The organism is Collinsella sp. AF36-3AT (assembly GCF_003475205.1).
GTDB lineage: Bacteria > Actinomycetota > Coriobacteriia > Coriobacteriales > Coriobacteriaceae > Collinsella > Collinsella aerofaciens_AF.
Window position 1 is genome coordinate 13018 of the sequence record NZ_QROZ01000013.1, and the last position, 24273, is coordinate 37290.

Genomic DNA, 24273 nt, shown 5'->3' on the forward strand with positions numbered 1-24273 from the left:
AGGGCCGCGACGCCTATATGGCGTCGCGGCCCTTTTCCTTGGAGAAGGATCGATTGATTGAACGGGATGACCGTTCTAGTCTTCGAGTCCGCTATTGATGAGTTCCGCAATCTCAACGGGATCGGTGCTTTCGCGCACCTTGCCACGGAAGCCGGCATCCATCAGCATCACGGCAGCCTTGGAGAGCAGACGCAGGTGCGTGGTTCCCGCTTCGCCGGCGGGCACGTACAGCGCGAGCGCCACATCGACGGGCACGCCATCAAAGCTCGGCCACTCAACAGGCTCGGACAGCTTGAGCACGGCCACGCCCGGCGTATGGATCGCATCGCTCTTGGCATGCGGAACGGCAAAACCGGCGACGAGGCCAGTCTCGGCCTCGTTTTCGCGAGCAATAAAAGCCGCCTCTACAGCAGATGCGTCATCGGCAAAACCAAGCTCAACAGCCTGCTCGGACAGATAATGCAGCGCGTCCTCGCGCGAGGCGGCGGCGTAGCCAATCGTCACTTGGTTGGCAGATACAAACCCCATGGAAAACCTTCCTTACAACACGGACCTGACCGCGGCTTCGATGCCGTCGGCGTCCAAACCATACTTGTGCAGCAAATCAACCGCAGGGCCAGACTCGCCGTACACATCGCGCACGCCGACGCGTCGCATCGGCACCGGATGCTGCTCTGCGAGCACCGAGGCCACGGCCTCGCCAAGACCACCGATAATCGAATGTTCCTCGGCGGTGACCACGCGACCGGTCTTCTTGGCGCTGAAAACAACCAGGCGCTCGTCGAGCGGCTTAATGGTGTGCATATTGATAACCTCGGCATCAATGCCATCGGCGGCAAGAGCCTCGGCAGCCTCGAGCGCCTCGGCAACCATAAGGCCACAGGCGACGATTGTGACATCGGAGCCCTCGCGCACGACCACGCCGCGACCAATCTTGAACTCATAGTCCTCGCGGTCGTTGATAACCGGTGTTGCCAGGCGGCCGAAGCGCATGTAGACCGGTCCCTCAAACTCATAGGCGGCGCGCACGCAAGCGCGAGCCTCGATGTCATCGGCGGGGACGATCACCGTCATGCCCGGAATCGTGCGCATGAGCGCGATATCCTCGCAGCACTGATGCGTAGCGCCGTCTTCACCGACCGAGATGCCCGCATGCGTAGCGCCAATTTTGACGTTGAGGTGCGGATAGCCGATGGAATTACGCACTTGCTCGTACGCGCGGCCGGCGGCGAACATGGCAAAGGTGCTCGCAAAGGCGACGTGGCCCGTGGTCGCAATGCCGGCGGCGAGCCCCATCAAGTTGCTCTCGGCAATGCCGGCATCGTAGAAGCGCTCGGGGTGCGCAGCCTTAAACTTACCGGTCTGCGTGGCGGCGGCCAGGTCGGCATCGAGAACCACAAAGTCATCGCGCTCATTGCCCAGCTCGACAAGTGCCTCGCCATAGCTAACGCGCGTGGCGACTTTCTTGACGTCTGCCATTAGAGCTCCTCCCCTGCTGCTGCGAGCTCGGCCATGGCCTGCTCAAACTGTTCATCGTTGGGCGCCTTGCCATGCCAGCCCACCTGGTTTTCCATAAAGGAGACGCCCTTGCCCTTCACCGTCTCGGCGATAATAGCCACGGGCGAGTCGCTCACTTTGCGAGCCTCGGCAAAGGCGGCGGCAATCTGCGCCATGTCGTTACCATCGGCGAGCTCGATCACATGCCACTTAAAGGCGCGGAACTTGTCGGCAAGCGGCATAGCCGAGTTAACTGCGTCGATACTGCCGTCAATTTGCAGGCCATTGTGATCGACGATAGCGACGAGGTTATCCAAGTCGTGGTTGCCGGCAAACATGGCCGCCTCCCACACCTGGCCTTCCTCGCACTCACCGTCGCCCAGCAACGTGTAGACACGGTAGCCGTCGTCCCAGTGCTTAGCGGCAAGCGCCATTCCAACCGCGGCGGAGATACCCTGGCCGAGCGATCCGGTGGACATATCGATGCCCGGGGTGTCGTTCATGTTGGGATGGCCCTGCAGGCGACTGCCAATATGGCGGAGCGTCTCGAGCTCTTCGCCGGGAAAATAGCCGCGATTTGCCAACACCGAATACAGGCCCGGCGCCGCGTGACCCTTGGAGAGCACAAAGCGATCGCGATCGGCCTTGTGAGGGTCGGCAGGATCGATATTCATTTCCTCAAAGTACAGATACGTCATGATGTCGGCAGCACCGAGCGATCCACCCGGGTGTCCCGACTTGGCCGCGTGAACCGCAGTCACGACACCCTTCCTGACCTCATTGGCGACCTTCGCCAGCTCCTGGTTGGTCATACGAATTCCTCTCTTGAGAACAACCCCGGCACCGGATGACGCGATGCCGGGGCAATCCACTCGTTAAGCCTGAGCGACGACCTTCTGCCAGTCAGCCTCGAACGAGGCAAGGCCCTGGTCGGTCAGCGGATGATGCAGGCATTTCTTAAGAGCAGCCATGGGGACGGTCGCAATATCGGCACCGAGCAGTGCCGCCTGGGTCACGTGATTAGGCGTGCGGACGGATGCAGTGATGATCTCGACGGTGTCATCGACGTTCTTACCAGTCCAGTCATAGTTCTTGATGCAGGTCACAACGTTGTCGAGCTGCGAGATACCGTCCTCGGCGATGTCATCGAAGCGTCCCACAAACGGACTGATGTAGCGAGCGCCGGCGTTGGCGGCCATCAAGGCCTGGGTCGGCGAGAAGACGAGCGTCATGTTGACGCGCACGCCTGCGTCGGCCAGGGCGCGGCAGGCGGCGAGGCCGGCCTCGCAGACGGGGAGCTTGACCACAATGTTGGGGGCGAGGGCGGCAAGACGCTTGCCCTCCTCGATCATGCCCTCGGCCGTGGTGGCGGTAGACTCGGCAGACACGGGCAGACCTTCGCAGAGCTCGGCAATCTTGAGCATATGGGGCTCAAAGTCGGCGAGCTTACCGCCGGTCTTGGCATACAGGGACGGATTGGTGGTAACACCGGCCAGGCAGCCCCAGCTCTTTGCCTCGGCGATCTCGTCAAGGTTGGCGGTATCGATAAAGAACTTCATGGTACAAACTCCTTCAAATGAATAGCTAGCAATCTAAGGACAGCGGCTCAATCACTGGTCGGACCAACGTCAGCGAGCGGGCAGCTGCCGTGGCAAGGTGGTGCGAAAGAGGAGCGAAGCGTACTTTGGTACGCGAGCGACGGCTTGAGCGCCAGATTGCCCGGCAGATGCCCGCGCAGCGTCGACCGGTCCGGCGTTTGTCAAAACGCCGGAACTACTTAGTCCTCGAGAGCCTTCTCGATGCGGCTCGTGACGCCCTTGAGGTTAAGGCCGACGACGTACTGCTTGATCGGGCGCTTGATGTGCTCGATCACAAAGCGCTTGCCGTCGATGTCCTGGGCAGCGAGGTTGCGATAGAGTTTCTCGACCTGCTCCTTGACCTCGGGATCGTTAAAGGCGTAGTGGCCGGAGACATCCAGAATCTTCAGGCTGAGCTCGTCGTCGGCCAGAATGTCGTCAACCTGCAGGTTGACATCGTCGCCGGTCATCCACTTGCGCCAGCGCTCGGTCTTGATAGCCTTGACCAGCAGCGTGTGATACAGGTCGGAGGGATCGTCGCACAGGCCGTTGTCGACCAGAATCTGCTCGGTAGCGCAGAGCTTGAGGTAAGCGCGAGTCTCCTCGGTGCCATACTGAGGGGCGACATTGGAAGCGGTCACGTGAGCCGGGATGTGCTCGAGCAGCGTCGCGTCATCCAGGTAGTCGGCGTTGTGCTCCTTCAGGCCCACGCCGTAGCGCTTAGCCATGTCGGCGAGCTCACGGGCGTTCTTGAAGTTGTAATGACCGACCTGCTCGGTCCAACGGGTGAGCGTACCGGTCTGGCCGACGATAAAGGTGGGCATGGGGCAGCCACGCTTCTCGAGCTCGGGCTGCAGCTGAGAAATGAACTCCTCGTACTTATCGGTAGAGGTCAAGCCGCCATTGGTCTCCTCGGTACCAACCTCATAGGCAACCTCGGGCAGGTTATGCTCGCGACGGTACTGCTCAAGGTAGTCGATAAGATCGATCGTGCGGCGAAGCACCACGTCGAGCGGAATAACCTTGCCAATCTGATAGGGGTCCTTGGTGGGGTCGACCATCAGCAGGTCAAAGCCTGCCTCCATGTCGGCGACGAAGGACTTGCGGGCGAGCTCCATGGCCTCGTCCTCGGGCAGGTGGGCGTTACGCTCCTCGTCGCGCTGCCACGGACCGCCGTGATCGCGGCACAGGTAGTACGGGCCGGTGTAACCCACCTCGTCGGCGACCTTCTTGATGTCGGCGGCAAAGCGCGTCTGGTCCCAACCGTTGACGTAGCCGGCGCCCATCTCGTCCATATCGACCTGGTTGCGGCTGGCGATAAACATGGGCGGGAAATCCTCGTCCTTGGCAAGCTCGAACACGGCCTGAATCAGGTTGGGGCTCATGGGGCCAATGCCGACCATGGTTGCGTGATCGCCGCTATCCTGCAGCTTGAGCATGCCCTGAACGGCCTGGCGGATGGTGAGGTTGGACATTTTGTTCTCCTTCTCCAGAGGATTTTTGACAAAAGTTCCCTGGGACCCAGATGCGGGCCCTATCAGTACGGATGGATTTGTTGTGTAGGGGCGGTTGTGCGGAGTCAAATCCATCCCTCCGCACAACCGGAGTCCTTAAAGGTTTACTTGGCCTGCTTATCGAGCGTGGGCTTCATGGCAATCAGGATTGCAGCGGCGACCACGGAGCCAATCACGATGTCCAGGCAGAACAGCGCGACGTTGTTGGTGGCAAGGGCGACGATAAAGCCACCGTGCGGGACGTAGCAGTCGATACCCTGGAAGGCGGCGAGTGCCGCACCCACGGCAGATCCGATGCAGATGCCGGGCAGGGTGTGGCCAAGGTCCTTGACCGCGAAGGGGATAGCGCCCTCGGTGATGCCGATGCAGCCCATGAACAGTGCGGAGATACCCATCTGGCGATCGGCGTCATCGAACTTGTTCTTGGCAATGAGCGCTGCAAGACCGCAGGCAATCGGGGGAATGGCGACGGCGACGCGGAACATACCGTTGGGGCCATAGATGCCGGAGGCCATGATGGCCATAGTAAAGGTCGAAGCGGTCTTATTGATGGGGCCACCCATATCGAAGGCGGTCATAACACCAATGACCAGGCCCAGGACGACGGCGGAGCCGCCCTGCAGGCTACCGAGCACGCTGGTGAGCCAATCCATCACAAAGCCAAGCGGCGTGGCCAGGATGTAGATGTAGGCCATGCCCAGGACGAGCGAGGTCAGAATCGGGATGATCAGGATCGGCATGATGGTCTGGATGGTGTTGTTGACCTTCCAGGTCTTCATCCAGCGGACAAAGTAACCGCAGATGACAGCCATGATCATGGCACCCAAGAAGCCAGTCGAAACACTGTTGCCGCTCGGGGTGACGACGGCGTTGTTGACCAAGTAGCCCAGGACGAAGCCAGGGGCAAGTGCGGGCTTGCCGGCCATCGAGTAAGCGATGTATGCCGCAAGCACCGGAATCATCATAGAGATGCCGGCCATGCCGATGGTGTTAAGGCTCACCATCAACGGGTTGGTGACCTCCATGCCGCTAGCACCGGCAGTACCGGATGCCAACGAGAAGGCGAGGAACACGCCGCCGATAACGACGATGGGGATAAAATAGGAAACGCCGGTATTGAATGCATTGAGCAGCGTCTTGCCAGGATCGGCAAAGATGGACTGCTTGGACGCCGGTGTCGGGGCCTGCGGGGCAGCGGAGACGGCCTTCTTCTCTGCCTTGGCCTCGGCCTTGGGCGCGTCAACGGCGCCACCCGTCGCCTTGATGATCTCAACGGCCTGGTCAATGATCTTCACCGGATCGGCGATTACATCCGAGGTACCGACCTTGAGGAACTTGCCCTCGGCCACCTTCTGCTCAAAACGGTCCTCGTTCTCGACACCCACGTCGACGGACTCCAGGACCAGGTCGGCGGAGTCCACGTCTTCCTGCGTGAGCTCATTCTCGATACCCAGGCCACCCTGAGCCTCGACCTTGCACTCGATGCCACGGGCGGCGCATTCATCTTGAATCGCCTTCTGGGCCATATACGTGTGGGCGATACCCACGGTACAGGCGGCAACGCCTACGATCTTCATTGCTTCCCTCTTTTCATAGAGTTGCGTGCGCAAGACACCGTTTGCGGAGGCCTCCGGAGCATCCCCTGCCGTTTGGACTTGCTGTCTTTTCGACAAGACCAATATAGGTGCTCAATTTTCTTAATGCCAGCTTATTTCGGTAAACGCGCAGGTCAGAGCGTTGGTTACGCTATTTAGTTATGCGTTTAACCAAAAATGAATCCTGCGATTTTACCCTCGATTTCAAAAGTCAAGAAGTATTTGATTTTCTCGGTAGACGGCAGATACGCATGCCGGTCACAAATTTCGACCCCACCCGTATACCGCATTTGTTGCATACTCATATGAAAGGAAAAGGTCGCTCACCGAAGCGCATCCCTCACCAAGACTCAAAGTCATCATGTTGGAAAATGCTCATCTGTCGGAAGGAGTCGCTGTGGCAAAACAGCGCGTTACGATTGCAGACGTCGCTCGAGAGGCGGGAACCTCGACGGCAAGCGTCTCGTATTACCTCAACGACAAACGAGACAAACTCAGCGACAAGACGCAGGCAAAGATCGCGCGTGTTATAAAGGAGCTGGGATACGTCCCCAACGCCCAGGCACAAACACTCACCGGTAAACAGACCCACGTCATCGCCATCATTATCTTGGATAACACCAACAAATGGGCGGGCCTCGTCCTCAACGGCATGGAGCAGGTCATGCTCCCCGCGGGCTACCAGACGGTCGTTTGCACGAGCAACTTTAACCCCGAGACCGAGCTCATGTATGTCGACAAAATGCTCTCGCTGGGCGTCGATGGCTTTATCATCCAGCCCACGGCAAACTTCAAAGCCGTGCACGACCGCATCAAGCGCGCCGGCAAGCCGGTCGTCTTTTTCGATGCGGCCATCTATAGCCCAGGCACCAGCTGGATCAAAACCAATCTTTACGACGGTGTGTACAACGCCACGCAGGCACTCCTCGACGCCGGTTACGAAGACTTCTTTTCCATTGCCGCCAACATGACCGAAATGCGCACCCGCATGGAGCGTTTTCAGGGGTATGCCGAGGCACTGGCAGCGAACGGACAGCTCTACAAAGCGATTCCCATCGACCACAACAAGCCGTCGGTCAGCGAGCTGACCGAGTACTTTAAATACAAGCTCAACCCCGCCAAGCGAACCCTCATCTTCGTGCAAAATCAGTGGGCACTTCCCCGTGTCTACAAGGCTCTCCAGCCCATGGCCCATCTACTTCCGCAGCAAATCGGTCTTTTGGGACTCAACTGCGAAGACTGGACCAACCTCACCACGCCGACCGTCTCCACGATCATCGAGCCCGTCGACCAGGAAGGCAGAGAGGCGGCCGAGATGCTCCTCGCGCTACTCGATGGCAGCAGCACGCCAGGTGAGCAGCGCATTCTCGAATGTAAACTCAATTGGCTCGGTTCCACCTCGATCTAGCCATACGTCAAATATGAGGCAATTGAATCCGTAGCGTTTGTCCCAAATCTTAAGTATTTGTTCGACAGAACGGCCCCTGCCGGCTCCTGCTAGACTGGTAGATTCCCAACCGTCCATCCAGGAGCCTCCATGTCGCGCAAGTCCGCCTACAAGCAAGCACTTTCCATCGGCACCGCCGTGGTGCTGGGGTTTGCGTTGTTCACAGGGTCGCTCGACGGGGCGCCCAGACTACTCTCGCCGCAAAGTGATGAGCAGGCGGTAGCCCTGGCCGAGAAGCAAGACGAGAGTCCCAGCCGCACTGACGACGAGGCAGACCTGGTTGCCCGGCTCGAATCGGGAACAGCGAGCTCCTCGGACTCTCAAAATAGCCAAGACTCTGGCGATGGCTCCGATTCCGCCGCAACCGGCACCGGTGACGACGCATCCGCAAACAGCGCCACCCCCATCGACGAGGTCGAAAACCCCGACCTCGACCGCGCCCGTGGCGTATACCTCAGCAGCATTCCTGACTACGCGGGTAACCCCTATGTTGCCCTGCGCGCCGATAGCACGCACCCGCTCGGCACGCCGTCATTCACGCTCGATGAATACGAGCGCGCTACAGAAGAGGGTTGCTTTAAGAAGTTCTCCAAGCTCGACAGCCTGGGCCGCACCCGCAAAGCGCTCGCCTGCGTGGGCCCCGAATTACTCGGTCAAGGCGAGCGCGGCGATATCTCGCGTATCCATCCCGCTGGATGGCGCCAGCAGCGCTACGACTTTATTCCGGGCCAGAGTCTCTACAACCGCTGCCACCTTATCGCCTGGTCGCTTTGCGGCGAAAACGCCAACCGCAAAAATCTCCTCACCGGCACGCGCTATCTCAACGAGACAGGCATGCTGCCGTTTGAGGAGCAGATTCTCGGCTACATCCGCGACACGGGCAACCACGTGCTCTATCGCGTCACGCCTATGTATAACGAAGAGGAACTTGTCTGCCGCGGCGTGCGCCTTGAGGCGCAATCGGTCGAGGACCACGGCAAGACCCTCTGCTTCCACGTATATTGCTACAACCTGCAGCCGCATGTGCAGATCGACTACACCACCGGCCGCAACCAGGCCTCGGGAGACTAGGGCCGATCAAGCTGCCCCAAAACCTAACATGATCCGTTTTCCTCCGTCCCCCAGGGATCAAAAAGGGCCGCTCTGGATTGCCCAGAGCGGCCCTTGCATCGACATGTATGTTGCAGGCAAAATCACACGCTACTTGGCGCGACCCTCCTCATAGCGCTCGACCAGCTTGGTCTGAACGTCATAGGGCACCTGCTCGTAGCCGGCGGGCTTCATGGTAAAGTCGCCCGTGCCGCGCGTGATAGAGCGCAGACGAGTCGAGTAATCCGTCAACTCGGCGAGAGGCGCCTGTGCGATGACCACGGTGTCGCCGCGCTCATCGGTCTCCATGCCCGTCACGCGACCGCGCGATGCCGAGATGTCGCCCATCACGGCGCCGGCGTAGCTCTCGGGGATAGTCACCGTGATTTCCTCGATGGGCTCCAGCACCACCGGGTCGGCATCGGCGCATGCCTTGCGCAGGCCGATGCGAGCCGCCGCGCGAAACGCCATCTCGTTGGAGTCGACGCTGTGATACGAGCCGTCGTACACAGCCACGCGAATGCCCGTGAGCGGATAGCCGGCAATAATACCGTCCTTCATGGTCTCCTGGACACCCTTGTCCACGGCGGGGATCAGCGAGCGCGGAATGCGGCCGCCCACGACCTCGTCCACAAACTCATAGCCATCGCTCGTGCCGTCGGGCCCAATGAGCGGCTCCACGCGCAGCCAGCAGTCGCCGTACTGACCGGCGCCACCGGTTTGCTTCTTGTGGCGACCCTGGGCGCTCGCCGTGCGGCGGATGGTCTCGCGATATGGAATGCGGATCGGCACGCTCTTGGCTACGACCTTGGTGCGATCCTCCAAACGATTGAGCAGCACCGAAACCTGCGCCTCACCAACGGCGGAGATAATGGTCTGGCCGGTCTCCTCGTCGCGGTCGATGCTCATGGTCGGATCGGCCTTGCAGGCCTTCTCGATAAACGTGTAGAGCTTCTCTTCGTCGCCGCGATTCTCGGCCTCGATGGCAATGCGGTACTGCGAGTTGGGGAACTTAAACGCCGCAGCCTCGACCTTGCCGGTAATCGAGAGCGTATCGCCCGTCTCGGCCGCCAGCTTGGGTGCCACGATAATGTCGCCGGCATAGGCGTGACCGACCTCGGTCATATCGCGGCCGCACATCACATACAGGTGAGCCAGACGGTCGCCCTTGCGGGTACGCGCGTTGATCAGCTCAAGACCCGGCTCAAGCGTACCCGTCAGCACCTTGATAAAGCTGATGCGACCCTGCTGCGGATCGGCCAGGGTCTTAAACACAAACGCCACCGGACGGTCATCGTCGCTCGAAATCTTGAGCGAATCGCCGTCGATAAGCGGCATCTCGCCGTAGTCGGTCGGCGCCGGGAAGTACGTCGCGATGTCGTCCATCAGCGAGTTGACGCCCTGCTCCTTAATGCAATCGCCCGCAAAGACCGGCACAAAGATGCGCTCGGCAATCGCCTTCGACAGCAAGCCCTCAAGCTCCTCCTGCGTCAGTGTCTCCTCGCCTTCCAGGTACTTCATCATCAGCTCATCGTCGGCCTCGGCCACCAACTCGCACAGATGGTCATGGGCCTCCTCGGCCTGGGCACGATACTCCTCGGGAATCTCCGACTCAACGGCTTCGGTGCCGTTGCAATGGCGCGCCTTCATGCGCACCAGGTCGATGATGCCGTCAAAGTCCTCGCCCTCGCCCCAGGGAAGGGTCACGGCGCCCAGGCGCGTGCCAAAGCGCTCCTGCAGCAGGTCCATCGTGGTCGCAAAGCTGGCCTCGGAGCGCGACAGGCGGTTTACGAACACCGCACGCGCCAGGCGCAGGTCCTCGGCGGCATACCAGAGCTTAACCGTCGTAGGCTGCGGGCCGGCCTCGGCGTCGACCACAAACAGAGCCGTCTCGCAGACGCTCATCGCGGCAAAGGCGTCGCCGATAAAATCGGGGTAGCACGGGGCATCGAGCACATTGATGCGCGCGCCCTTCCAGTCGATCGGCGCGATGGTCGTCGAGATGGAAAACGCACGCTTGACCTCTTCGGGGTCATAGTCGAGCGTGGGCTTGGTGCCGTCGTGGCCGCCCAGGCGGGCGGTCTTGCCGGAAAGGTGGAGCATGGCTTCGGCGAGTGAAGTCTTGCCCACCCCGCCTTGGCCTACGAGCACCACGTTCCTTACGTTACCGGTCTTGGGAGCACCCATGATGACCTCCTTGCAGGGCCGCGCGCAATGCGCGACGCCAACGGGGAGAGTTCGCGGTCGGTGCCATCCCGGGAGCAGCATGGTCGGCAGCCGAGCCGACTCACCCTCCAAATGTCCTATGCCACCACCCTACCCTCACGGGCGACCGTCCATGCACACCTTTCGGCACACGTATGAATACAGGCGGCGAGAGGAAGAGACAAGCTTGTGAGGCGATTATTGAACCCCGTCGATGCAAACAAAAAGCCGCCACAGACCGTAAGACCTGCGGCGGCTTCGCCTCAATTAATAGTTGAGTAAATACCTGAGCCTATCCCTCGATACGGCTCAAGAACTCACGGGTGCGCTGCTCGCGCGGATGGTCGATGACCTGCTCGGCAGGACCCTCCTCGACAATACGACCGCCATCCATAAAGACCACGCGGTCGGCAACATCGCGCGCAAACTGCATTGCGTGGGTCACGATCACCATCGTCATATTCTGCGCGGCAAGGTCCTTAATGACACGCAGCACCTCGGCCGTCAGCTCGGGATCGAGTGCCGAGGTCGGCTCGTCAAAGAACAGGATCTCCGGATCGAGCGCCAAGGCGCGGGCGATACTCACACGCTGTTGCTGGCCGCCCGAAAGCTCACATGGCACCTTGTTCTCGTTGCCCGTAAGCCCCATTTGCGCAATCAGCTCGTGAGCGCGGGCTTCCGCCTGCTCGCGCGGACGCTTAAGCACACGAATCGGCGCATCGATGATGTTTTTCATCACGGTATAGTGCGGGAACAGATTGTAGTTCTGAAACACCAGGCCAAACCGCGAGCGCGCTTGCTTGGGCACATCGCCCTTCGCATAGACCGCGCCCGAACCCGCATCCGTCGCAACGGCAAGGTCTCCAAACGAGAGCGAGCCTCCGTCGAGTGTCTCGAGCAGCGTGGCACACCGCAGCAGCGTGGACTTGCCGCCACCCGAAGGTCCGATAATCGCCACGACCTCGCCACGCTTCACCTCAAGCGAGATATCCTTGAGCACCTCATTGCCGCCAAACGCCTTACGCGCGTTCGATATATTCATTACCGAATTAATCATGGTAGTAATCCAATTTTTTCTCGGCAGCGCCCAGCAGCATCTCGACGACGAAGTTAAAGACCCAGTAGATCAGCGCCGCGATTGCAAACGGCACCATGCTCACCTGCGAGGCGACCAGCGCCTTGGCCGTCGAGAACATCTCACCCACGCCAATGGCAAACGCCAGCGACGTGTCCTTGACCAGTGTGATGATCTCGTTGCCCATCGCCGGCAGAATACGCTTGGCGACCTGCGGCATCACGATATACAGAAACGTCTGCATGCGCGAGTAGCCCAGCACCTCGGCTGCCTCGTATTGACCGCGAGGAATGGACTGCAGGCCCGAGCGATAGATCTCGGCAAAGTAACCGGCGTAGTTGATGATGAACGCCACAACGCACGCCGTCCACTTGGAATCGGGTGTGAGCGAAATGCCGAACACGTAATACGGGGCAAAGTAAATGGCAAACATCTGCAGCATGAGCGGCGTACCGCGCATGACCGAGATATAGATGCGCGCAATCCAGCGGAGCGGCGCAATTTTGCTCATGCGCATAAACGCCACGGGGATTCCCAGCGGAATCGATCCCAACAGCGTCAGCACAAACAACTGCAAACTGACCAAGAAACCCTGGCCAAGCATCTGCATCATGACCTGAATAGACATTACTTGAGCACCCAATTATCGAAAGATAGACCATAGCTTGAATACTTGTCGCACAGGTCCTTAACCGTGCCGTCCTCGTAGAGCGCCTTGAGCGACTCGGTCACGGCGTCGGCCGACTTGGTGTCGCCCTTCTTAAAGCCGACGGCGTAGTGCTCGCTGGACAGCGGCTCATCAAGCTGCGTATAAGCATCGGGCTTGGCGGCAAGCTGATACTGGGCAATCGAAAGGTCGCAAGCCACGGCATCGACCGCGCCGCTCTCGAGCTGCATAAAGGCCGTGTTGTACTCGCCGATCGTGTCGAGCGTGGCAAACGTCGCCGCCAGATCCTTCTGGTCACCCTCAAGCACGTCCTGCGCAGCGGAATCAGTCTGGGTAATCACAGTCTTGCCGGCAAGATCGTCCCAGCCCTTGATGCCCGCATCCTTCTTGACCACCAGCACCTGCTCGTTGAGCATGTACGGCTCGGAGAACGTGTAGTCGTCCTCACGGCCCTCCATGGTAAAGCCGTTCCAGATGCAGTTGATGGCGCCAGAGTTGAGCAGCGTGTCCTTGGCATCCCAATCGATGGCCTCGTATTTGACCTCCCAGCCCTGCTTATCGGCAACAGCCTTGGCCAGATCGAGATCAAAGCCGGTGTACTCGCCGTCGTCGCCCACAAAACCGTACGGAGGATAGGACTTATCAAAGCCCACCACGAGCTTCTTGGACTCCGCAGCGCCCTTCACATCCTTGGCCGCGGCAGAGCCAGCAGCGGAGCCCTTGCCGGCACCACCGCCGCAACCGACAAGACCAAGGCCAAGCACCGTGGCGAGCGAGCCGGCTAGACCAACAAACTGACGACGAGACATATCGGTATTCATGGTATTCCCCCTTGATGGCACTTTAGTTAGGTAAAGTGAGTCATGTAACGTTCAGAATCATACACTTTAGTGAGATGGAGTACAAGGGAAGGTTTGCCCGCCGGGCGCCGGGGCAGGGGTTAAGTTTGCTGCTCTACAGTCCTGCTCACGACGGAGAGCACATTAAGTGCTCTCCTGTTCGTGCGGAACTCGCGACAAACTTAACCCCTGCCCCGGCGCCCGGCGGGCAAACGTCGTTGGACTTATCACTGACATGAAATGGGCGCTTGCATATCGTCTGCTAGCTTGGCACGGTACAATGCTTTCAGATTTCAATTTGCAAATTAGTGGGGTTAATTCATGGCAGAATCTCGTGCGGAGCGTAAGGCTCGTCGTGCTTTGATCGAGGCGGCTGAGGGGTCGAAGGAGGAGAAATCTTCTAAGAGATCCAAGTCTTCTAAAGCTGCAAAAAGCAAAGCTAAGACCAAGCGTTCTGACTCTCGTCGGGGCGGGGACAAAGCGCCTCGGACTCGTTCCAAGCGTCCGCATAATGATTCGGTTCCGTCTGCGCATAAGGCTGTGGATCCCAAGTCTCCTTGTTCCATCATGAAAGCTTGCGGTGGGTGCACGGCACTCAATCGTCCTTATAAAAAGCAGTTGGCAGCTAAGCAGGCTGCTATGGAGGAGCTTTTTGCTGCTCTTTGCGGGCGCGAGGGTATTAGCGTCGACCCCATTCGCGGTATGGGAGTCACCCTGGGCGACCCGGGCAAATATCCTGCGCCGCGTGGCTTTCGTCATAAGGCTGCCACTCCCTTTGCTCCCGGTAAGGAGGGCGCCGTCCGTTGCGGTTTCTTTGAGCGCGGCACGCACAAGATCGTTGCCGTACCCGAATGCCCCGTCGAGGCACCGGGCGCCCGTCAGATTCTCAACGGCATCGCACGCGAAGCTGAGCGGCTGCATATTCCCGCCTTTAATGAGGACAAGCATCTTGGTTTGCTTCGCTATGCCGTCGTCCGCTGCGGTTGGCATACCGACCAGGTCATGGTCACGCTCGTGACCGCTCAGCGCGACTTGCCGCATGCGCAGGAGTTCTTTGAGGCTGTCGCCGCACTCAATCCGCACATCGTCACCGTCGCCCAAAACATCAACGGACGTCCCGGCAACGCCATCCTCGGCGAGGAAACCCGCATTGTATATGGCGCCGAGTGCATGCGCGACCAGCTGCTCGGCTGCGAGTTCGATATCTCCCCCACCGCGTTCTACCAGACCAACCCGCAGCAGACCGAGCTGCTCTATCAGCTCGCGATTGACGGCATGGACCTGCAGCAGGGCGACGTACTCATGGATGCCTATTGCGGTAGCGGAACTATCGGTCTGTGCGCCGCGAAGGATGCCCAGGACAGAGGCGTCGGCATTATGCTGCTCGGCGTGGAGCGCAACCCGGCGAGCGTTGCCGACGCACGCCGCAATGCCGAGCTCAACGGCCTCACCCGCAGCGCCTGGTTTATGGCCGACGATGCGACCGACTATATCCTCGATGCCGCCGACAACAACGAACGCGTCGACATTCTTTCCATCGACCCGCCGCGCGCCGGCTCCACGCCCGAGTTCCTCGAAGCTGCCTGCGCACTTAAACCGCGCCGCATCACCTATATCAGCTGCAACCCCGTGACTCAAGAGCGCGACCTGCATCAGCTCCTCGACGGAGGCTATCGCCTGCTCAAGATCACGCCTGTCGACATGTTCCCCCATACCGACCACACCGAAACCGTAGCGGTCCTCGAGCGCCGCTAATCCACCCCGGTAGATTTTCGAGACAAGAAAGGGGGCGGCCCGTCTGGACCGCCCCCTTCGCTTGGTTTATGAACTCCGCTACATCCCCTTGCGCAGGTCACACACGCCGGCTGCCGCCATCTCGCGCAGCAGCGTCTCGCGGTCGCGCGTCACGATCAAATCCAGCGGGAAGTGAATCTCGTCGAGCATCTTGCGCGCGTGATCGAGCTTGCCAATGGCCATGCCAATGTGGGCATCGGTCGACACGCCAATACCCACGCCCAGCTCGGCGCAGCGCTCGGCGATCTTGCGGCATACGGCCCAATGCTCAGTGTCGACACCGTGTTCAAGACTATGGTTGTTGATCTCGATGATCTTGTGCTTGGCCTTGGCCGCCAACAGCACCTCATCGATATCGAACGGCACGCCCGAACGACCCGCATGCCCAAGCATGAACACCTTGGGGTGCTCCAGGGCATTGATGTACATCTGGGTCGTTTGGGCGAGCGTCGCGCCTTCGGCAAACTGCGGGTTATGCACGCTTGCCACCAAATAATCCAAATTACGCGTCACCAAATCGAACAGCGAATGCTCACGACTATACGAATCGCCGGCGATATCGAGCGAAACGGGAATGTCTTCGCCAAACAAGCTGCCGTCCAGCGAAACGATATCAGCCTCGGCACCACGCAGCACCAGCACGCCGCTCCAAATGCGCGGCCAGATATCCTGGTTAATAAAGAATTGGAAACTGCGCAGGTCATTGGGACAAGGCGTAACCATCGAGCTTAAATGATCGGCGGAACCGAGCACCTGAAGGCCGCGCTCCGCCGCCCAATAGATGTTCTCCTCGATGGTTGAGTACGCATGCGCAGAGAACATCGTATGAGTATGAATATCACAAGAAAGAAGGTAGGGCATCGGGTCTCCTTGTCCAGTATGGCCGTCGCGTATATTCATTGTACGCATAGCTTTCGGCAGTCGTAAAACTGCTTCATCCCAATCACACAACGGCATAGACAACGGGGTCTGGCTTAAAACCAAACCCCGTTTCACGTAAAACATTGTAAGCAGAGCGCTTTACTTTCGACGATATTCGTCGGCCAGCTGCTTCCAGGCAGGCAGAGAGTTGACGATTGTCTCATAGCTCACGCAGTAGCCCAGGCGGAACCAGCCCGGCATGCCAAAGCTATCCGAAGGCACCGCGAGCAGTTCGTACTTCTTCGCGCGCTCACAGAACGCATTCGCATCGGACTCCAGCGCTTTCACCCATAGGTAGAACGCGCCATCCGGCTCAACATAGGTGTAGCCGTACTCCGCTAGTGCATCGGTAAGCGCGGTGCGGTTGCGAGCATAGGCCTCGACATCGCTCGGTTCATCAATGCAGTCGATGATTACACGCTGGAAGAGCGCCGGTGCACACACGAAGCCCAGCGTACGGGCGGCACCGGCAACGGCGGGCATTAGACGAGCTGCCTGAGGATTCGTATTGGGAACCAGGATCCACCCGACGCGCTCGCCCGGTAGCGAAAGCGACTTGGAATACGAGTAGCACACGATGGTGTGCTCGTAGATCGAAGGCACCCAAGGCACCTCGGCGCCATAGACAATCTCGCGATACGGCTCATCAGAGATGAGCATAATCGGATTCTCGGGATCGCGCTGAGCGTTGGCCTCGCGCAGAACATTGGCCAGTCGCGTCAGCGTGTCGCGTGTATATACGGCACCGGTCGGATTGTTGGGCGAGTCGATGATGACGGCAGCCGTCTTATCGGTAATCGCCTTGAGCACGTTACTCACGCTCAGCTGGAACGTATCTTCATCGGCGAGCGCCTCAACACACGTGCAGCCGGCCTTCTCAATCCACACGCGATACTCCGGAAAGTACGGGGCGATAACAACAACCTCATCGCCCGGGTTCGTAACGGCGTTGAGCGTGCAGGTGAGCGAAGCCGCGGCACCCACCGTCATAAAGACGTCCTTGCCCTCATAGCTCGTGCCAAAGCGACGGTTGAGCGAGTCGGCGACGGCCGCTCGACATTGCGGCAGACCCGGCGCAGGCGTGTATCCATGCAGCTGGTCGCTCGGCAGCTCCAACGCCTTCTTAATGGACTCAGCAACAGCAGCGGGCGCCGGAACACTCGGGTTGCCCAGCGAAAAATCGAATACGTTCTCCGCACCGATCTGTGCCTTGCGCTCAAGGCCATAGCTAAAAATCTCACGGATGATGGAGCTTTCCGCACCGCGAGCATACATAGTTTCGTTGATCATCTGTTCCCCTTTCGCATAGGCGCTATTGTACGCTTTAGCCAACTAGAGCGCCACAATGTTGATTGGGGACAGACTTAAATGCGTGAAAACGCTCATTTAAGTCTGTCCCCAATCAACATATCGCTCAAAAGAAAAAGCCTCCACAGGTTTCCCCGCAGAGGCTTTCGCTACAAGAACTATTTGTCGGCGTCGGTGTTGCCGTCAGCGTTGACAGCATTGCCATCACCGGCATCATCGGATGCGGCTTCGGCATCCTCCTGCATGGCCGCCTGCGCAAAGGCCGCAGCATCAGCCGCCAGCTCCTCCTCGCTCATGCGAGGCGAGCACTTCTTGGTCGGCATGCCGGCCGCCTTGGCGTTGCGCTCCTCCTTGGCCGCCAGGATATCGCCCTCGCGCTCAAGGTAAGCATCCCACTCGTTGTCGAGCAGGGCGTTCACGGCGTCGCCTTCGACGGTCTCGCGCTCAAGCAGCACCTTCGCCATCAGATCGAGCTGATCGCGACGGGCATCCAAAATCTCGACCGCACGGCGATGGGCTTCGCGCATGATGCGCTGAACCTCGATATCGATGCGGCGCGCCGTCTCCTCGGAATAATCCTGGTGATCGGCGTAATCGCGGCCCAGGAACACCTGATGCTGCGCCTCGCCAAACACCTGCGTGCCCAGTTCCTCGCTCATGCCCAGACGCGTGACCATCTCGCGCGCCATCTTGGTCGCGCGCTCCAGGTCGTTGCTCGCGCCCGACGTGATGTCGTCGCACATGAGCTCCTCGGCAACGCGACCGCCCAAGAACACGGCAAGCTCATCGAGCATCTCGTTCTTGGTCTTGAGGAAGTGATCCTCCTGCGGAAGCTGCAGTGTGTAGCCCAGGGCCTGGCCACGGCTGACGATCGAGATCTTGTGAACCGGATCGGAGTGCTCCAGGATATGACCCACCAGGGCATGACCGCTCTCGTGGTAGGCAATCGTGGTGCGCTCGGCTTCGGTCATCACGCGACCCTTGCGCTGCGGTCCGGCAATCACGCGCTCCATCGACTCCTCGACCTCGTCCATCGAGATCACGGAACGATGGCGGCGAGCAGCCAAAAGCGCAGACTCATTGAGCAGGTTCGCCAGATCGGCGCCGGTAAAGCCAACGGTCATCTGGGCGAGCTTCTCAAACTTAACGTCCTCGTCCATCGGCTTGTTCTCGGCATGCACGCGCAAGATCTGCTCGCGGCCCTTCACGTCCGGACGGTCGACCGTAACCTGACGGTCAAAACGGCCGGGACGCAGCAGCGCCGGGTCCAAAATATCGGGGCGGTTGGTCGCGGCGATCAGGATGACCGACTCGCTTTCCTCAAAACCGTCCATCTCGACCAGCAGCTGGTTGAGCGTCTGCTCGCGCTCGTCGTGGCCGCCGCCCAAACCGGCTCCGCGCTGACGTCCCACGGCATCGATCTCGTCAATAAAGATGATCGACGGAGCCTGAGACTTGGCCTCCTTAAAAAGGTCGCGCACGCGGCTGGCGCCGACACCCACGAACATCTCGACAAAATCAGAGCCCGAGATACTAAAGAACGGCACGCCCGCCTCGCCGGCAACGGCCTTGGCCAGCAGGGTTTTACCGGTACCCGGAGGGCCCACCAGCAAAACGCCGCGCGGAATCTTGGCACCCAACTTGCGATAGCGGTCCGGATCGCTCAAAAAGTCGCGGATCTCCTCGAGCTCTTCGACTGCCTCGTCCACGCCGGCAACGTCCTCGAACTTGACCTTGGGGCGCGTGGCCTCGTTGGTCTTGGCGTTGGTCTTGCCAAACTGCATGTTCCTATTATTGGCGCCCATCATCTGGCGCATAAAGTAGAACATGATGGCGATCAGAGCAATCGTCGGAAGCACACTCATCGCCAAGTCGCCCCAAAAATCGGGATCGTTGGTGTTGACGATGTACTTGGTATCGGGGTGCTCCGCCATGAGCTCGGCAAGCGAATCGGAACCGACATAGGTCGAGGAAAAGCTCTTGAGCTCGCTCGTGTCGCCCTTGTCCTTTTTCGTCTTCCAGTAATGACCCGTCACGCTTCCGTCCTGAACCGTATAGGTCAGATCTTCGACGCGATCCTGCTTGATGGCGCTGACCATCTCACTCGTCGCGAGCTTTACGGTATTGCTGGAGTTGGCAAAGCCGGAGCCCATGTTAAAGAAGGCGTAACCCAGGAGCGCGCAAGCCAAAAGAAAATACAGCCAGCCCGTACGCGTGGGCTTCTTGCCTCCGGGCATCCCCGGGATCTTTGGGTCCCGGGGAGTCTGGGAATTGTTGTCGTTACGGTCGTCGGGCATCTTACGAATAAACCTCCGGTTTCAAAATGCCCAGATACGGAAGGTTGCGATAGCGCTCGGCATAGTCGAGGCCGTAGCCCACCACAAAGGCATCGGGGCAATGGGTTCCAACATACTTGGGCGTGACGGCCGAGACGCGGTCCTCAACGTCCTTCCACAGGAAGGCAGCGACCTCCAGCGAGGCGGGCTTACGGCTCTCGAGATTCTTCATCAGGTACTTGAGGGTCAGGCCCGAGTCCAGAATGTCCTCGACGATCAGCACGTCGCGACCACGGATGTCGATATCCAGGTCCTTAATGATACGCACGATGCCCGAAGACTTCACACCGTCGCCATAGCTCGAAACAGCCATGAAATCGATGTTGGTCGGCAGCTCGATCTTGCGCATCAGGTCGCCCATAAAGACCACGGCGCCGCGCAGGACCGCAATCAGCACCAGATCCTTACCCGCGTAGTCGCGAGTAATCTGCTCGCCTAGGCGAGAGACGATACCGTCGATATCCTCCTGCGTAAACAGAACCTTCTCGATATCCGGATGTTGAGAAGCCATGACAACCCTTTCTTGTGCTTATCGCCCACGCACCGCCGCATGGACGCGAACTACACATTCTAGCAGCGCACGGGGTATATTTACCAGCCCGTGCGCCATCAGCGCGGGAATACCGTCAACGTCGCACAGAATAGCTGGCGCGAAGCGCTATTCCGCATCGACCACACGAAGCAGATATGCCACGCGCGTTGCGGCCGTGCATTTAAAACGCTCGTCCGCGCGAACGCCCGCGACCCATACTACGGCACCTCCCGGAGCCGTTCTTACCACGGGTACGCCAGAGCGGTCTGAAACAGGAATGCGCGCCTCGTTTAACAGGTCTGACACTTTCTTGCTTCGGCCGTTCATCCCCAACGGGCACATCACGTCTCCCGGCACAGGGCTATCCACCCACAGGCGCGCCGATCGTGCCTCGGTGGGGATCTCCCCGCGCGAGCCGGCTAACATCCGCTCGCCATCGCGGTCGGCAAACCCCAGGGCCGCCGCATCCACCAAGGCCGCAACCTTTCCGGCAGCAGCAAGCTCGCGGGCACGGTGCACGATATCGCACCCCGGCTCCACAGCCATCGGCTCCGCTGTCAGCATATGCCCCGCCCCCAGCGGCAGACAACCGGGAACGGAGATCCAATCGGCCACTAAACCCTCGCGCGCCGCCGGGGCCTTGAACGCCAGCATGCCAAACTCCACACGGGCATCAATTCCCGCAGGAAGCGTAACCGAGCCCGAGCCCGCAGCGACGCAGGCGAGCACGCGCTCCACGTGCCGCATCTCCGGTCGCGCGTCGGGATCGATGCGCTTAATCGCCAACCGCACGATACGCCGTGCAATCACAACCTCAGCGGCGGCAAGACGGCGCGCATCGAGCACCAGTGCGCCCGCCGCTTCCTTGCGCAGGCAGCTTCGAAACGCCTGTGCCGAAAGCTGGGAAAGAAAGGCGTCTTCGTCGCCCAGAATTTCGCAAGCGGCGCCAATCGTCTTACAGACGCTCGCGTTGCGCCGTGCCACCACCGGCATCACCCGATGGCGTACATAGTTGCGCAGGTACGAAACGTCCTCGTTGCTTTCATCTTCCCGCCATGGCTGACCGTGCACCTGCAGATAGCTCACGAGCTCATCGTGCGTGAGGTCGAGCAAGGGGCGAACCACAATGTTCCGACGGCGCGGAATGCTCGATAGGCCAGCGGGCCCCGAACCCTTAATCGCGTTCATCAAAAATGTTTCCGCGCGGTCCGAAGACGTGTGCGCGGTACAGATACGAGCCGCCGTCCGCGGTGCGCCCGATTCAGCACAAAGTTCGCGAACATATCTCCGTGCCGCGGCATAGCGCACCTCGCGAGCCGCAGCCTCGATATTGCCCGATTCGTCATCAAAATAAGCGTGCTCCACGCACAGCGGCAAGCCGTATTGCGCGCACAGGTCACGTACAAAGGCCTCGTCGCCATCGGACGCCTTGCCGCGCAGATGATGGTTTACATGCAGCACGTGCAATCGCTCGCGCGCAATGGGAGCGACGCCGCGCCCGTCCTGGATATCCAGCTTTGATGTGCAAGCCATAAGGAGCAGCGCCGTCGAGTCCGCACCGCCTGATACCATGAGCACTACGGGGGCAGCGGCCCGCCGCGTTGCCAGGGCGCTCTTATCCGTCCTCGGCGCGGCATGATGTCCATAGTGCTGAGATACCGTTGGCATTCGCTTCCTCCTCTATTCGTCCGCACTCATTGTATCCTTTGGAATCTTATGTCTCGCCTGCACCTTCATATCCTCGGCAGCGGCTCAAAAGGCAACTGCGCACTCGTCGAGGGGCCTCAGGGGCTCATCATGATCGACAACGGCCTGTCCCGCCGCGAGACACTTAAACGCATGGCGGAGCTTGGCCTCTCGGCAGACGACGTCGCCTCTCTTGTAATCACCCATGAGCATGGTGACCATATCAAGGGGCTCGATGTATGGTGCAAGCACTGGCATGGTCCCCTCTTTGCCAGTAGGGACACCCTTTCATGCAAAGAAAACCTCGCGCACCTGCCCGTAGAGGAATTTGACCCCGGCGACACGCTCCCCATTGCCGGCATCCACGTGCAAACCTACTCAACATCGCACGATGTCATCAATCCTGTCGGCTATCGATTTAATGCTCTCGATGATTCCATTGGGTTTGCCACCGACACCGGAGAGCTATCGAGCCAAGCCATGAACACCCTCAAAGATTGTCGAGTCCTCGCGCTCGAAAGCAACCATGATGTGACCATGCTGCGCGAGGGAGAATATCCCCGCTTTCTTCAGGAGCGCATCCTGTCTGCAAGGGGACACCTCTCCAACAACCAGGCCGCCGAAGCCGCGCGCGAACTTGTTACCGATCGCACCGAACAGCTCATCGCCATGCATATCAGCCAGGACAATAATCGTCCAAGCCTTACCGTCAAAAGCTATGCCAACGCGCTTGATGCAAGTCTCGATGATGAACTCGGCAGTTCTGCCACCCGTCTTCAAGGGCCACGGAAGCTCTCGATACGCCCTGCAAGCCAGTATCAACCGACAACCATTCAATAGCCCCTCAAGACAACAAAAGGGGGCTGGGAATCACTTCCCAGCCCCCTTAACTCATACTCTCGATTGAAGCAGAGCCATCGTTAGTCGATAGAGATCTTCGTGACGTTCTTCTTCTCGACAATCTTGGGAACCGTAACGGTCAGGATGCCGTCAGCATACTTAGCCGAAAGGCCCTCGCTCGAAGCGTCCTTCAGATACACGCCGCGCGTCGCACTGTACGAGCCGAACTCCTTCTGGAGGAAGTTCTTACCCTCGTTTTCGGCGCTCTCCTCGACGTTCACGCTGATGGACAGGCGACCCTCATTGAGCTCAACGTCGATGTCATCCTTGGCGACACCGGTCAGATACGCCTTGACCTCGTAGCCATCGCCCTTGTCCTCAACGTCAACGGGGAACGCCTTGGAGGCAATCGAGTTGTTTGCAAGGTCGGTCATATCATCAAACAGATCGAACAGCGAGCTAGCAGAAGGACGAACGCCAAAAACCGAACGATAAGGAACCATGCTTGCCATGTTTACCACTCCTTTTAAGGACTGCCGAGCCATCTTCTAGGTGACTGGGACTTCTTTTGACGCTCTTATATATGCCCACCCAGTGCTCATATATACATCGACTATAAAGTTTTTTGAGTCCAGTACTATAAGCATATCTAAGTGTGTATGACTCAGGTCTTAGTAAGGTTAAGGTTCTTTGAACCAGAGCTTAAATAAGAAGTATGTTCGCAGCTACAAATAACAAGGGGCTTACAATGAGCGCGTACACGTTGTTGGTAACGAGCTAAAGGGCATCATGGACGACCAAAACCAGAACAATATGTTTATGCCGACGCAGGGCGAAGATACTTCTACGCAGCCGCCACGGTTCCATCGCCCCCACATCTCGCAAGAGCCCATTAATGATCCTGAGCCCGATTATGTGACGAGAAATCGATATCAAACGCTCGAGGATGCCCAAACGGGACGTAAACATATGGGCGTTGCCTCGGGAGACCCTGTATATCTGAAAGACGCGCCATTATCTAAAAACAGCGCAGCTAGCGATGAGCCGATGAAAGCATCCGCCGCTCATCAACAAAGAGGGCCTCGACCCAAGCAAACCTTGACGCATTCGGCTCGCTATCTCGAAACGCCAAAACAGGGAAAATCAATCTTCGTTTCGTCAAGTAAACGACGCAAGCAGCATCAGCTGACAATTCTGCTTTTGATCATTGCGGCCATAGCAGTTGCCCTTGTTATACGATTTATTTTCTTTAAATAAAGGCTCAATACCAAAAACAACAAGATCGTCTGGTGTAATTGAGTCATTTACACCCCGTAAACGCAAAAAAGGGGGAGGCCGCGAGGCCTCCCCC

21 protein-coding genes are annotated in these 24273 nt (G+C 59.0%); 5 read left to right on the forward strand and 16 right to left on the reverse strand.

Annotation, left to right across the window (positions count from 1 at the left end):
* Positions 1 to 75: 75 nt before the first annotated feature.
* From DW003_RS09335 to DW003_RS09360, 6 genes are all read right to left on the reverse strand, one after another.
* Positions 76 to 528 (reverse strand): PTS sugar transporter subunit IIA, encoded by a 453-nt coding sequence (locus DW003_RS09335; RefSeq protein ID WP_118388810.1) that lies wholly within the window; start codon positions 526 to 528, stop codon positions 76 to 78.
* 12 nt (positions 529 to 540) lie between these two features.
* Positions 541 to 1479 (reverse strand): transketolase family protein, encoded by a 939-nt coding sequence (locus tag DW003_RS09340; protein WP_118388812.1) that lies wholly within the window; start codon positions 1477 to 1479, stop codon positions 541 to 543.
* Positions 1479 to 2309: a transketolase gene (locus tag DW003_RS09345; protein ID WP_118388814.1), complete on the reverse strand. Its 831-nt coding sequence runs from the start codon at positions 2307 to 2309 to the stop codon at positions 1479 to 1481. Before DW003_RS09345 ends, DW003_RS09340 begins: the two co-directional genes overlap by 1 nt.
* Before the next feature lie 63 nt (positions 2310 to 2372).
* Positions 2373 to 3056, reverse strand: a complete 684-nt coding sequence (gene fsa / locus DW003_RS09350; RefSeq protein WP_006235616.1) for a fructose-6-phosphate aldolase — start codon at positions 3054 to 3056, stop codon at positions 2373 to 2375.
* 218 nt (positions 3057 to 3274) lie between these two features.
* Positions 3275 to 4549 carry a class II D-tagatose-bisphosphate aldolase non-catalytic subunit gene (locus tag DW003_RS09355; protein ID WP_006235615.1) on the reverse strand — a complete coding sequence of 425 codons (1275 nt, stop codon included), beginning with the start codon at positions 4547 to 4549 and terminating at the stop codon, positions 3275 to 3277.
* A 143-nt stretch (positions 4550 to 4692) separates the two neighbouring features.
* On the reverse strand, positions 4693 to 6165 hold the full coding sequence (locus DW003_RS09360; RefSeq protein WP_118388816.1) for a PTS fructose transporter subunit IIC: 1473 nt from the start codon (positions 6163 to 6165) through the stop codon (positions 4693 to 4695).
* 415 nt (positions 6166 to 6580) lie between these two features.
* Between DW003_RS09360 and DW003_RS09365 the strand changes: the two genes are divergently transcribed.
* Complete coding sequence (locus DW003_RS09365) at positions 6581 to 7591, forward strand: LacI family DNA-binding transcriptional regulator (RefSeq protein WP_233545567.1); 1011 nt, start codon at positions 6581 to 6583, stop codon at positions 7589 to 7591.
* Positions 7592 to 7720: 129 nt separating this feature from the next.
* Positions 7721 to 8701 carry a DNA/RNA non-specific endonuclease gene (locus DW003_RS09370; protein ID WP_118388820.1) on the forward strand — a complete coding sequence of 327 codons (981 nt, stop codon included), beginning with the start codon at positions 7721 to 7723 and terminating at the stop codon, positions 8699 to 8701.
* Between the two features lie 129 nt (positions 8702 to 8830).
* Here DW003_RS09370 and DW003_RS09375 read toward each other — a convergent pair whose 3' ends face one another.
* The 4 genes from DW003_RS09375 to DW003_RS09390 all read right to left on the reverse strand — a co-directional run bounded on the left by DW003_RS09375 (position 8831) and on the right by DW003_RS09390 (position 13487).
* Complete coding sequence (locus DW003_RS09375; protein ID WP_118388821.1) at positions 8831 to 10906, reverse strand: translation factor GTPase family protein; 2076 nt, start codon at positions 10904 to 10906, stop codon at positions 8831 to 8833.
* Positions 10907 to 11216: 310 nt separating this feature from the next.
* Positions 11217 to 11981, reverse strand: a complete 765-nt coding sequence (locus DW003_RS09380; protein WP_118388823.1) for an amino acid ABC transporter ATP-binding protein — start codon at positions 11979 to 11981, stop codon at positions 11217 to 11219.
* Positions 11974 to 12627: an amino acid ABC transporter permease gene (locus tag DW003_RS09385; protein WP_117806870.1), complete on the reverse strand. Its 654-nt coding sequence runs from the start codon at positions 12625 to 12627 to the stop codon at positions 11974 to 11976. Before DW003_RS09385 ends, DW003_RS09380 begins: the two co-directional genes overlap by 8 nt.
* On the reverse strand, positions 12627 to 13487 hold the full coding sequence (locus DW003_RS09390; RefSeq protein ID WP_082421872.1) for a transporter substrate-binding domain-containing protein: 861 nt from the start codon (positions 13485 to 13487) through the stop codon (positions 12627 to 12629). The genes DW003_RS09385 and DW003_RS09390 overlap by 1 nt, the downstream gene beginning before the upstream one ends.
* A 558-nt stretch (positions 13488 to 14045) precedes the next feature.
* On the opposite strand from DW003_RS09390, the gene rlmD reads away from it, so the two are divergent.
* Positions 14046 to 15260, forward strand: a complete 1215-nt coding sequence (gene rlmD, locus DW003_RS09395) for a 23S rRNA (uracil(1939)-C(5))-methyltransferase RlmD (RefSeq protein ID WP_316242819.1) — start codon at positions 14046 to 14048, stop codon at positions 15258 to 15260.
* Between the two features lie 78 nt (positions 15261 to 15338).
* Here the strand turns inward: rlmD and DW003_RS09400 are convergent, their stop codons facing one another.
* From DW003_RS09400 to tilS, 5 genes are all read right to left on the reverse strand, one after another.
* On the reverse strand, positions 15339 to 16160 hold the full coding sequence (locus DW003_RS09400; protein ID WP_117629855.1) for a phosphatase: 822 nt from the start codon (positions 16158 to 16160) through the stop codon (positions 15339 to 15341).
* A 159-nt stretch (positions 16161 to 16319) separates the two neighbouring features.
* Complete coding sequence (locus DW003_RS09405; protein ID WP_117648404.1) at positions 16320 to 17510, reverse strand: pyridoxal phosphate-dependent aminotransferase; 1191 nt, start codon at positions 17508 to 17510, stop codon at positions 16320 to 16322.
* A 176-nt stretch (positions 17511 to 17686) separates the two neighbouring features.
* Entirely contained in the window at positions 17687 to 19765 is a 2079-nt protein-coding gene (gene ftsH / locus DW003_RS09410) for an ATP-dependent zinc metalloprotease FtsH (RefSeq protein ID WP_233545568.1), read from the reverse strand.
* A 61-nt stretch (positions 19766 to 19826) separates the two neighbouring features.
* Positions 19827 to 20375: a hypoxanthine phosphoribosyltransferase gene (hpt, locus tag DW003_RS09415; protein ID WP_117757872.1), complete on the reverse strand. Its 549-nt coding sequence runs from the start codon at positions 20373 to 20375 to the stop codon at positions 19827 to 19829.
* Between the two features lie 147 nt (positions 20376 to 20522).
* Entirely contained in the window at positions 20523 to 22064 is a 1542-nt protein-coding gene (gene tilS / locus DW003_RS09420; RefSeq protein ID WP_187361928.1) for a tRNA lysidine(34) synthetase TilS, read from the reverse strand.
* Between the two features lie 48 nt (positions 22065 to 22112).
* Between tilS and DW003_RS09425 the strand changes: the two genes are divergently transcribed.
* Positions 22113 to 22922, forward strand: coding sequence for an MBL fold metallo-hydrolase (locus DW003_RS09425; protein ID WP_118388829.1), 810 nt, complete (start codon positions 22113 to 22115; stop codon positions 22920 to 22922).
* Between the two features lie 80 nt (positions 22923 to 23002).
* On the opposite strand, the gene DW003_RS09430 is transcribed toward DW003_RS09425, so the two are convergent.
* Positions 23003 to 23434, reverse strand: a complete 432-nt coding sequence (locus DW003_RS09430) for an Hsp20/alpha crystallin family protein (protein WP_117779449.1) — start codon at positions 23432 to 23434, stop codon at positions 23003 to 23005.
* Positions 23435 to 23711: 277 nt separating this feature from the next.
* Between DW003_RS09430 and DW003_RS09435 the strand changes: the two genes are divergently transcribed.
* Positions 23712 to 24179 (forward strand): hypothetical protein, encoded by a 468-nt coding sequence (locus DW003_RS09435; RefSeq protein WP_117635976.1) that lies wholly within the window; start codon positions 23712 to 23714, stop codon positions 24177 to 24179.
* The last annotated feature ends 94 nt before the right edge of the window (positions 24180 to 24273 follow it).

What these genes read in the sequence shown, in the direction of transcription:
- DW003_RS09335 (WP_118388810.1), bottom strand. Translation starts at nt 528, where the DNA reads ATGGGGTTTGTATCTGCCAACCAAGTGACGATTGGCTACGCCGCCGCC.
- DW003_RS09340 (WP_118388812.1), bottom strand. Translation starts at nt 1,479, where the DNA reads ATGGCAGACGTCAAGAAAGTCGCCACGCGCGTTAGCTATGGCGAGGCA.
- DW003_RS09345 (WP_118388814.1), bottom strand. Translation starts at nt 2,309, where the DNA reads ATGACCAACCAGGAGCTGGCGAAGGTCGCCAATGAGGTCAGGAAGGGT.
- fsa (WP_006235616.1), bottom strand. Translation starts at nt 3,056, where the DNA reads ATGAAGTTCTTTATCGATACCGCCAACCTTGACGAGATCGCCGAGGCA.
- DW003_RS09355 (WP_006235615.1), bottom strand. Translation starts at nt 4,549, where the DNA reads ATGTCCAACCTCACCATCCGCCAGGCCGTTCAGGGCATGCTCAAGCTG.
- DW003_RS09360 (WP_118388816.1), bottom strand. Translation starts at nt 6,165, where the DNA reads ATGAAGATCGTAGGCGTTGCCGCCTGTACCGTGGGTATCGCCCACACG.
- DW003_RS09370 (WP_118388820.1), top strand. Translation starts at nt 7,721, where the DNA reads ATGTCGCGCAAGTCCGCCTACAAGCAAGCACTTTCCATCGGCACCGCC.
- DW003_RS09375 (WP_118388821.1), bottom strand. Translation starts at nt 10,906, where the DNA reads ATGGGTGCTCCCAAGACCGGTAACGTAAGGAACGTGGTGCTCGTAGGC.
- DW003_RS09380 (WP_118388823.1), bottom strand. Translation starts at nt 11,981, where the DNA reads ATGATTAATTCGGTAATGAATATATCGAACGCGCGTAAGGCGTTTGGC.
- DW003_RS09385 (WP_117806870.1), bottom strand. Translation starts at nt 12,627, where the DNA reads ATGTCTATTCAGGTCATGATGCAGATGCTTGGCCAGGGTTTCTTGGTC.
- DW003_RS09390 (WP_082421872.1), bottom strand. Translation starts at nt 13,487, where the DNA reads ATGAATACCGATATGTCTCGTCGTCAGTTTGTTGGTCTAGCCGGCTCG.
- DW003_RS09400 (WP_117629855.1), bottom strand. Translation starts at nt 16,160, where the DNA reads ATGCCCTACCTTCTTTCTTGTGATATTCATACTCATACGATGTTCTCT.
- DW003_RS09405 (WP_117648404.1), bottom strand. Translation starts at nt 17,510, where the DNA reads ATGATCAACGAAACTATGTATGCTCGCGGTGCGGAAAGCTCCATCATC.
- ftsH (WP_233545568.1), bottom strand. Translation starts at nt 19,765, where the DNA reads ATGCCCGGAGGCAAGAAGCCCACGCGTACGGGCTGGCTGTATTTTCTT.
- hpt (WP_117757872.1), bottom strand. Translation starts at nt 20,375, where the DNA reads ATGGCTTCTCAACATCCGGATATCGAGAAGGTTCTGTTTACGCAGGAG.
- tilS (WP_187361928.1), bottom strand. Translation starts at nt 22,064, where the DNA reads ATGCCAACGGTATCTCAGCACTATGGACATCATGCCGCGCCGAGGACG.
- DW003_RS09425 (WP_118388829.1), top strand. Translation starts at nt 22,113, where the DNA reads ATGTCTCGCCTGCACCTTCATATCCTCGGCAGCGGCTCAAAAGGCAAC.
- DW003_RS09430 (WP_117779449.1), bottom strand. Translation starts at nt 23,434, where the DNA reads ATGGCAAGCATGGTTCCTTATCGTTCGGTTTTTGGCGTTCGTCCTTCT.
- DW003_RS09435 (WP_117635976.1), top strand. Translation starts at nt 23,712, where the DNA reads ATGGACGACCAAAACCAGAACAATATGTTTATGCCGACGCAGGGCGAA.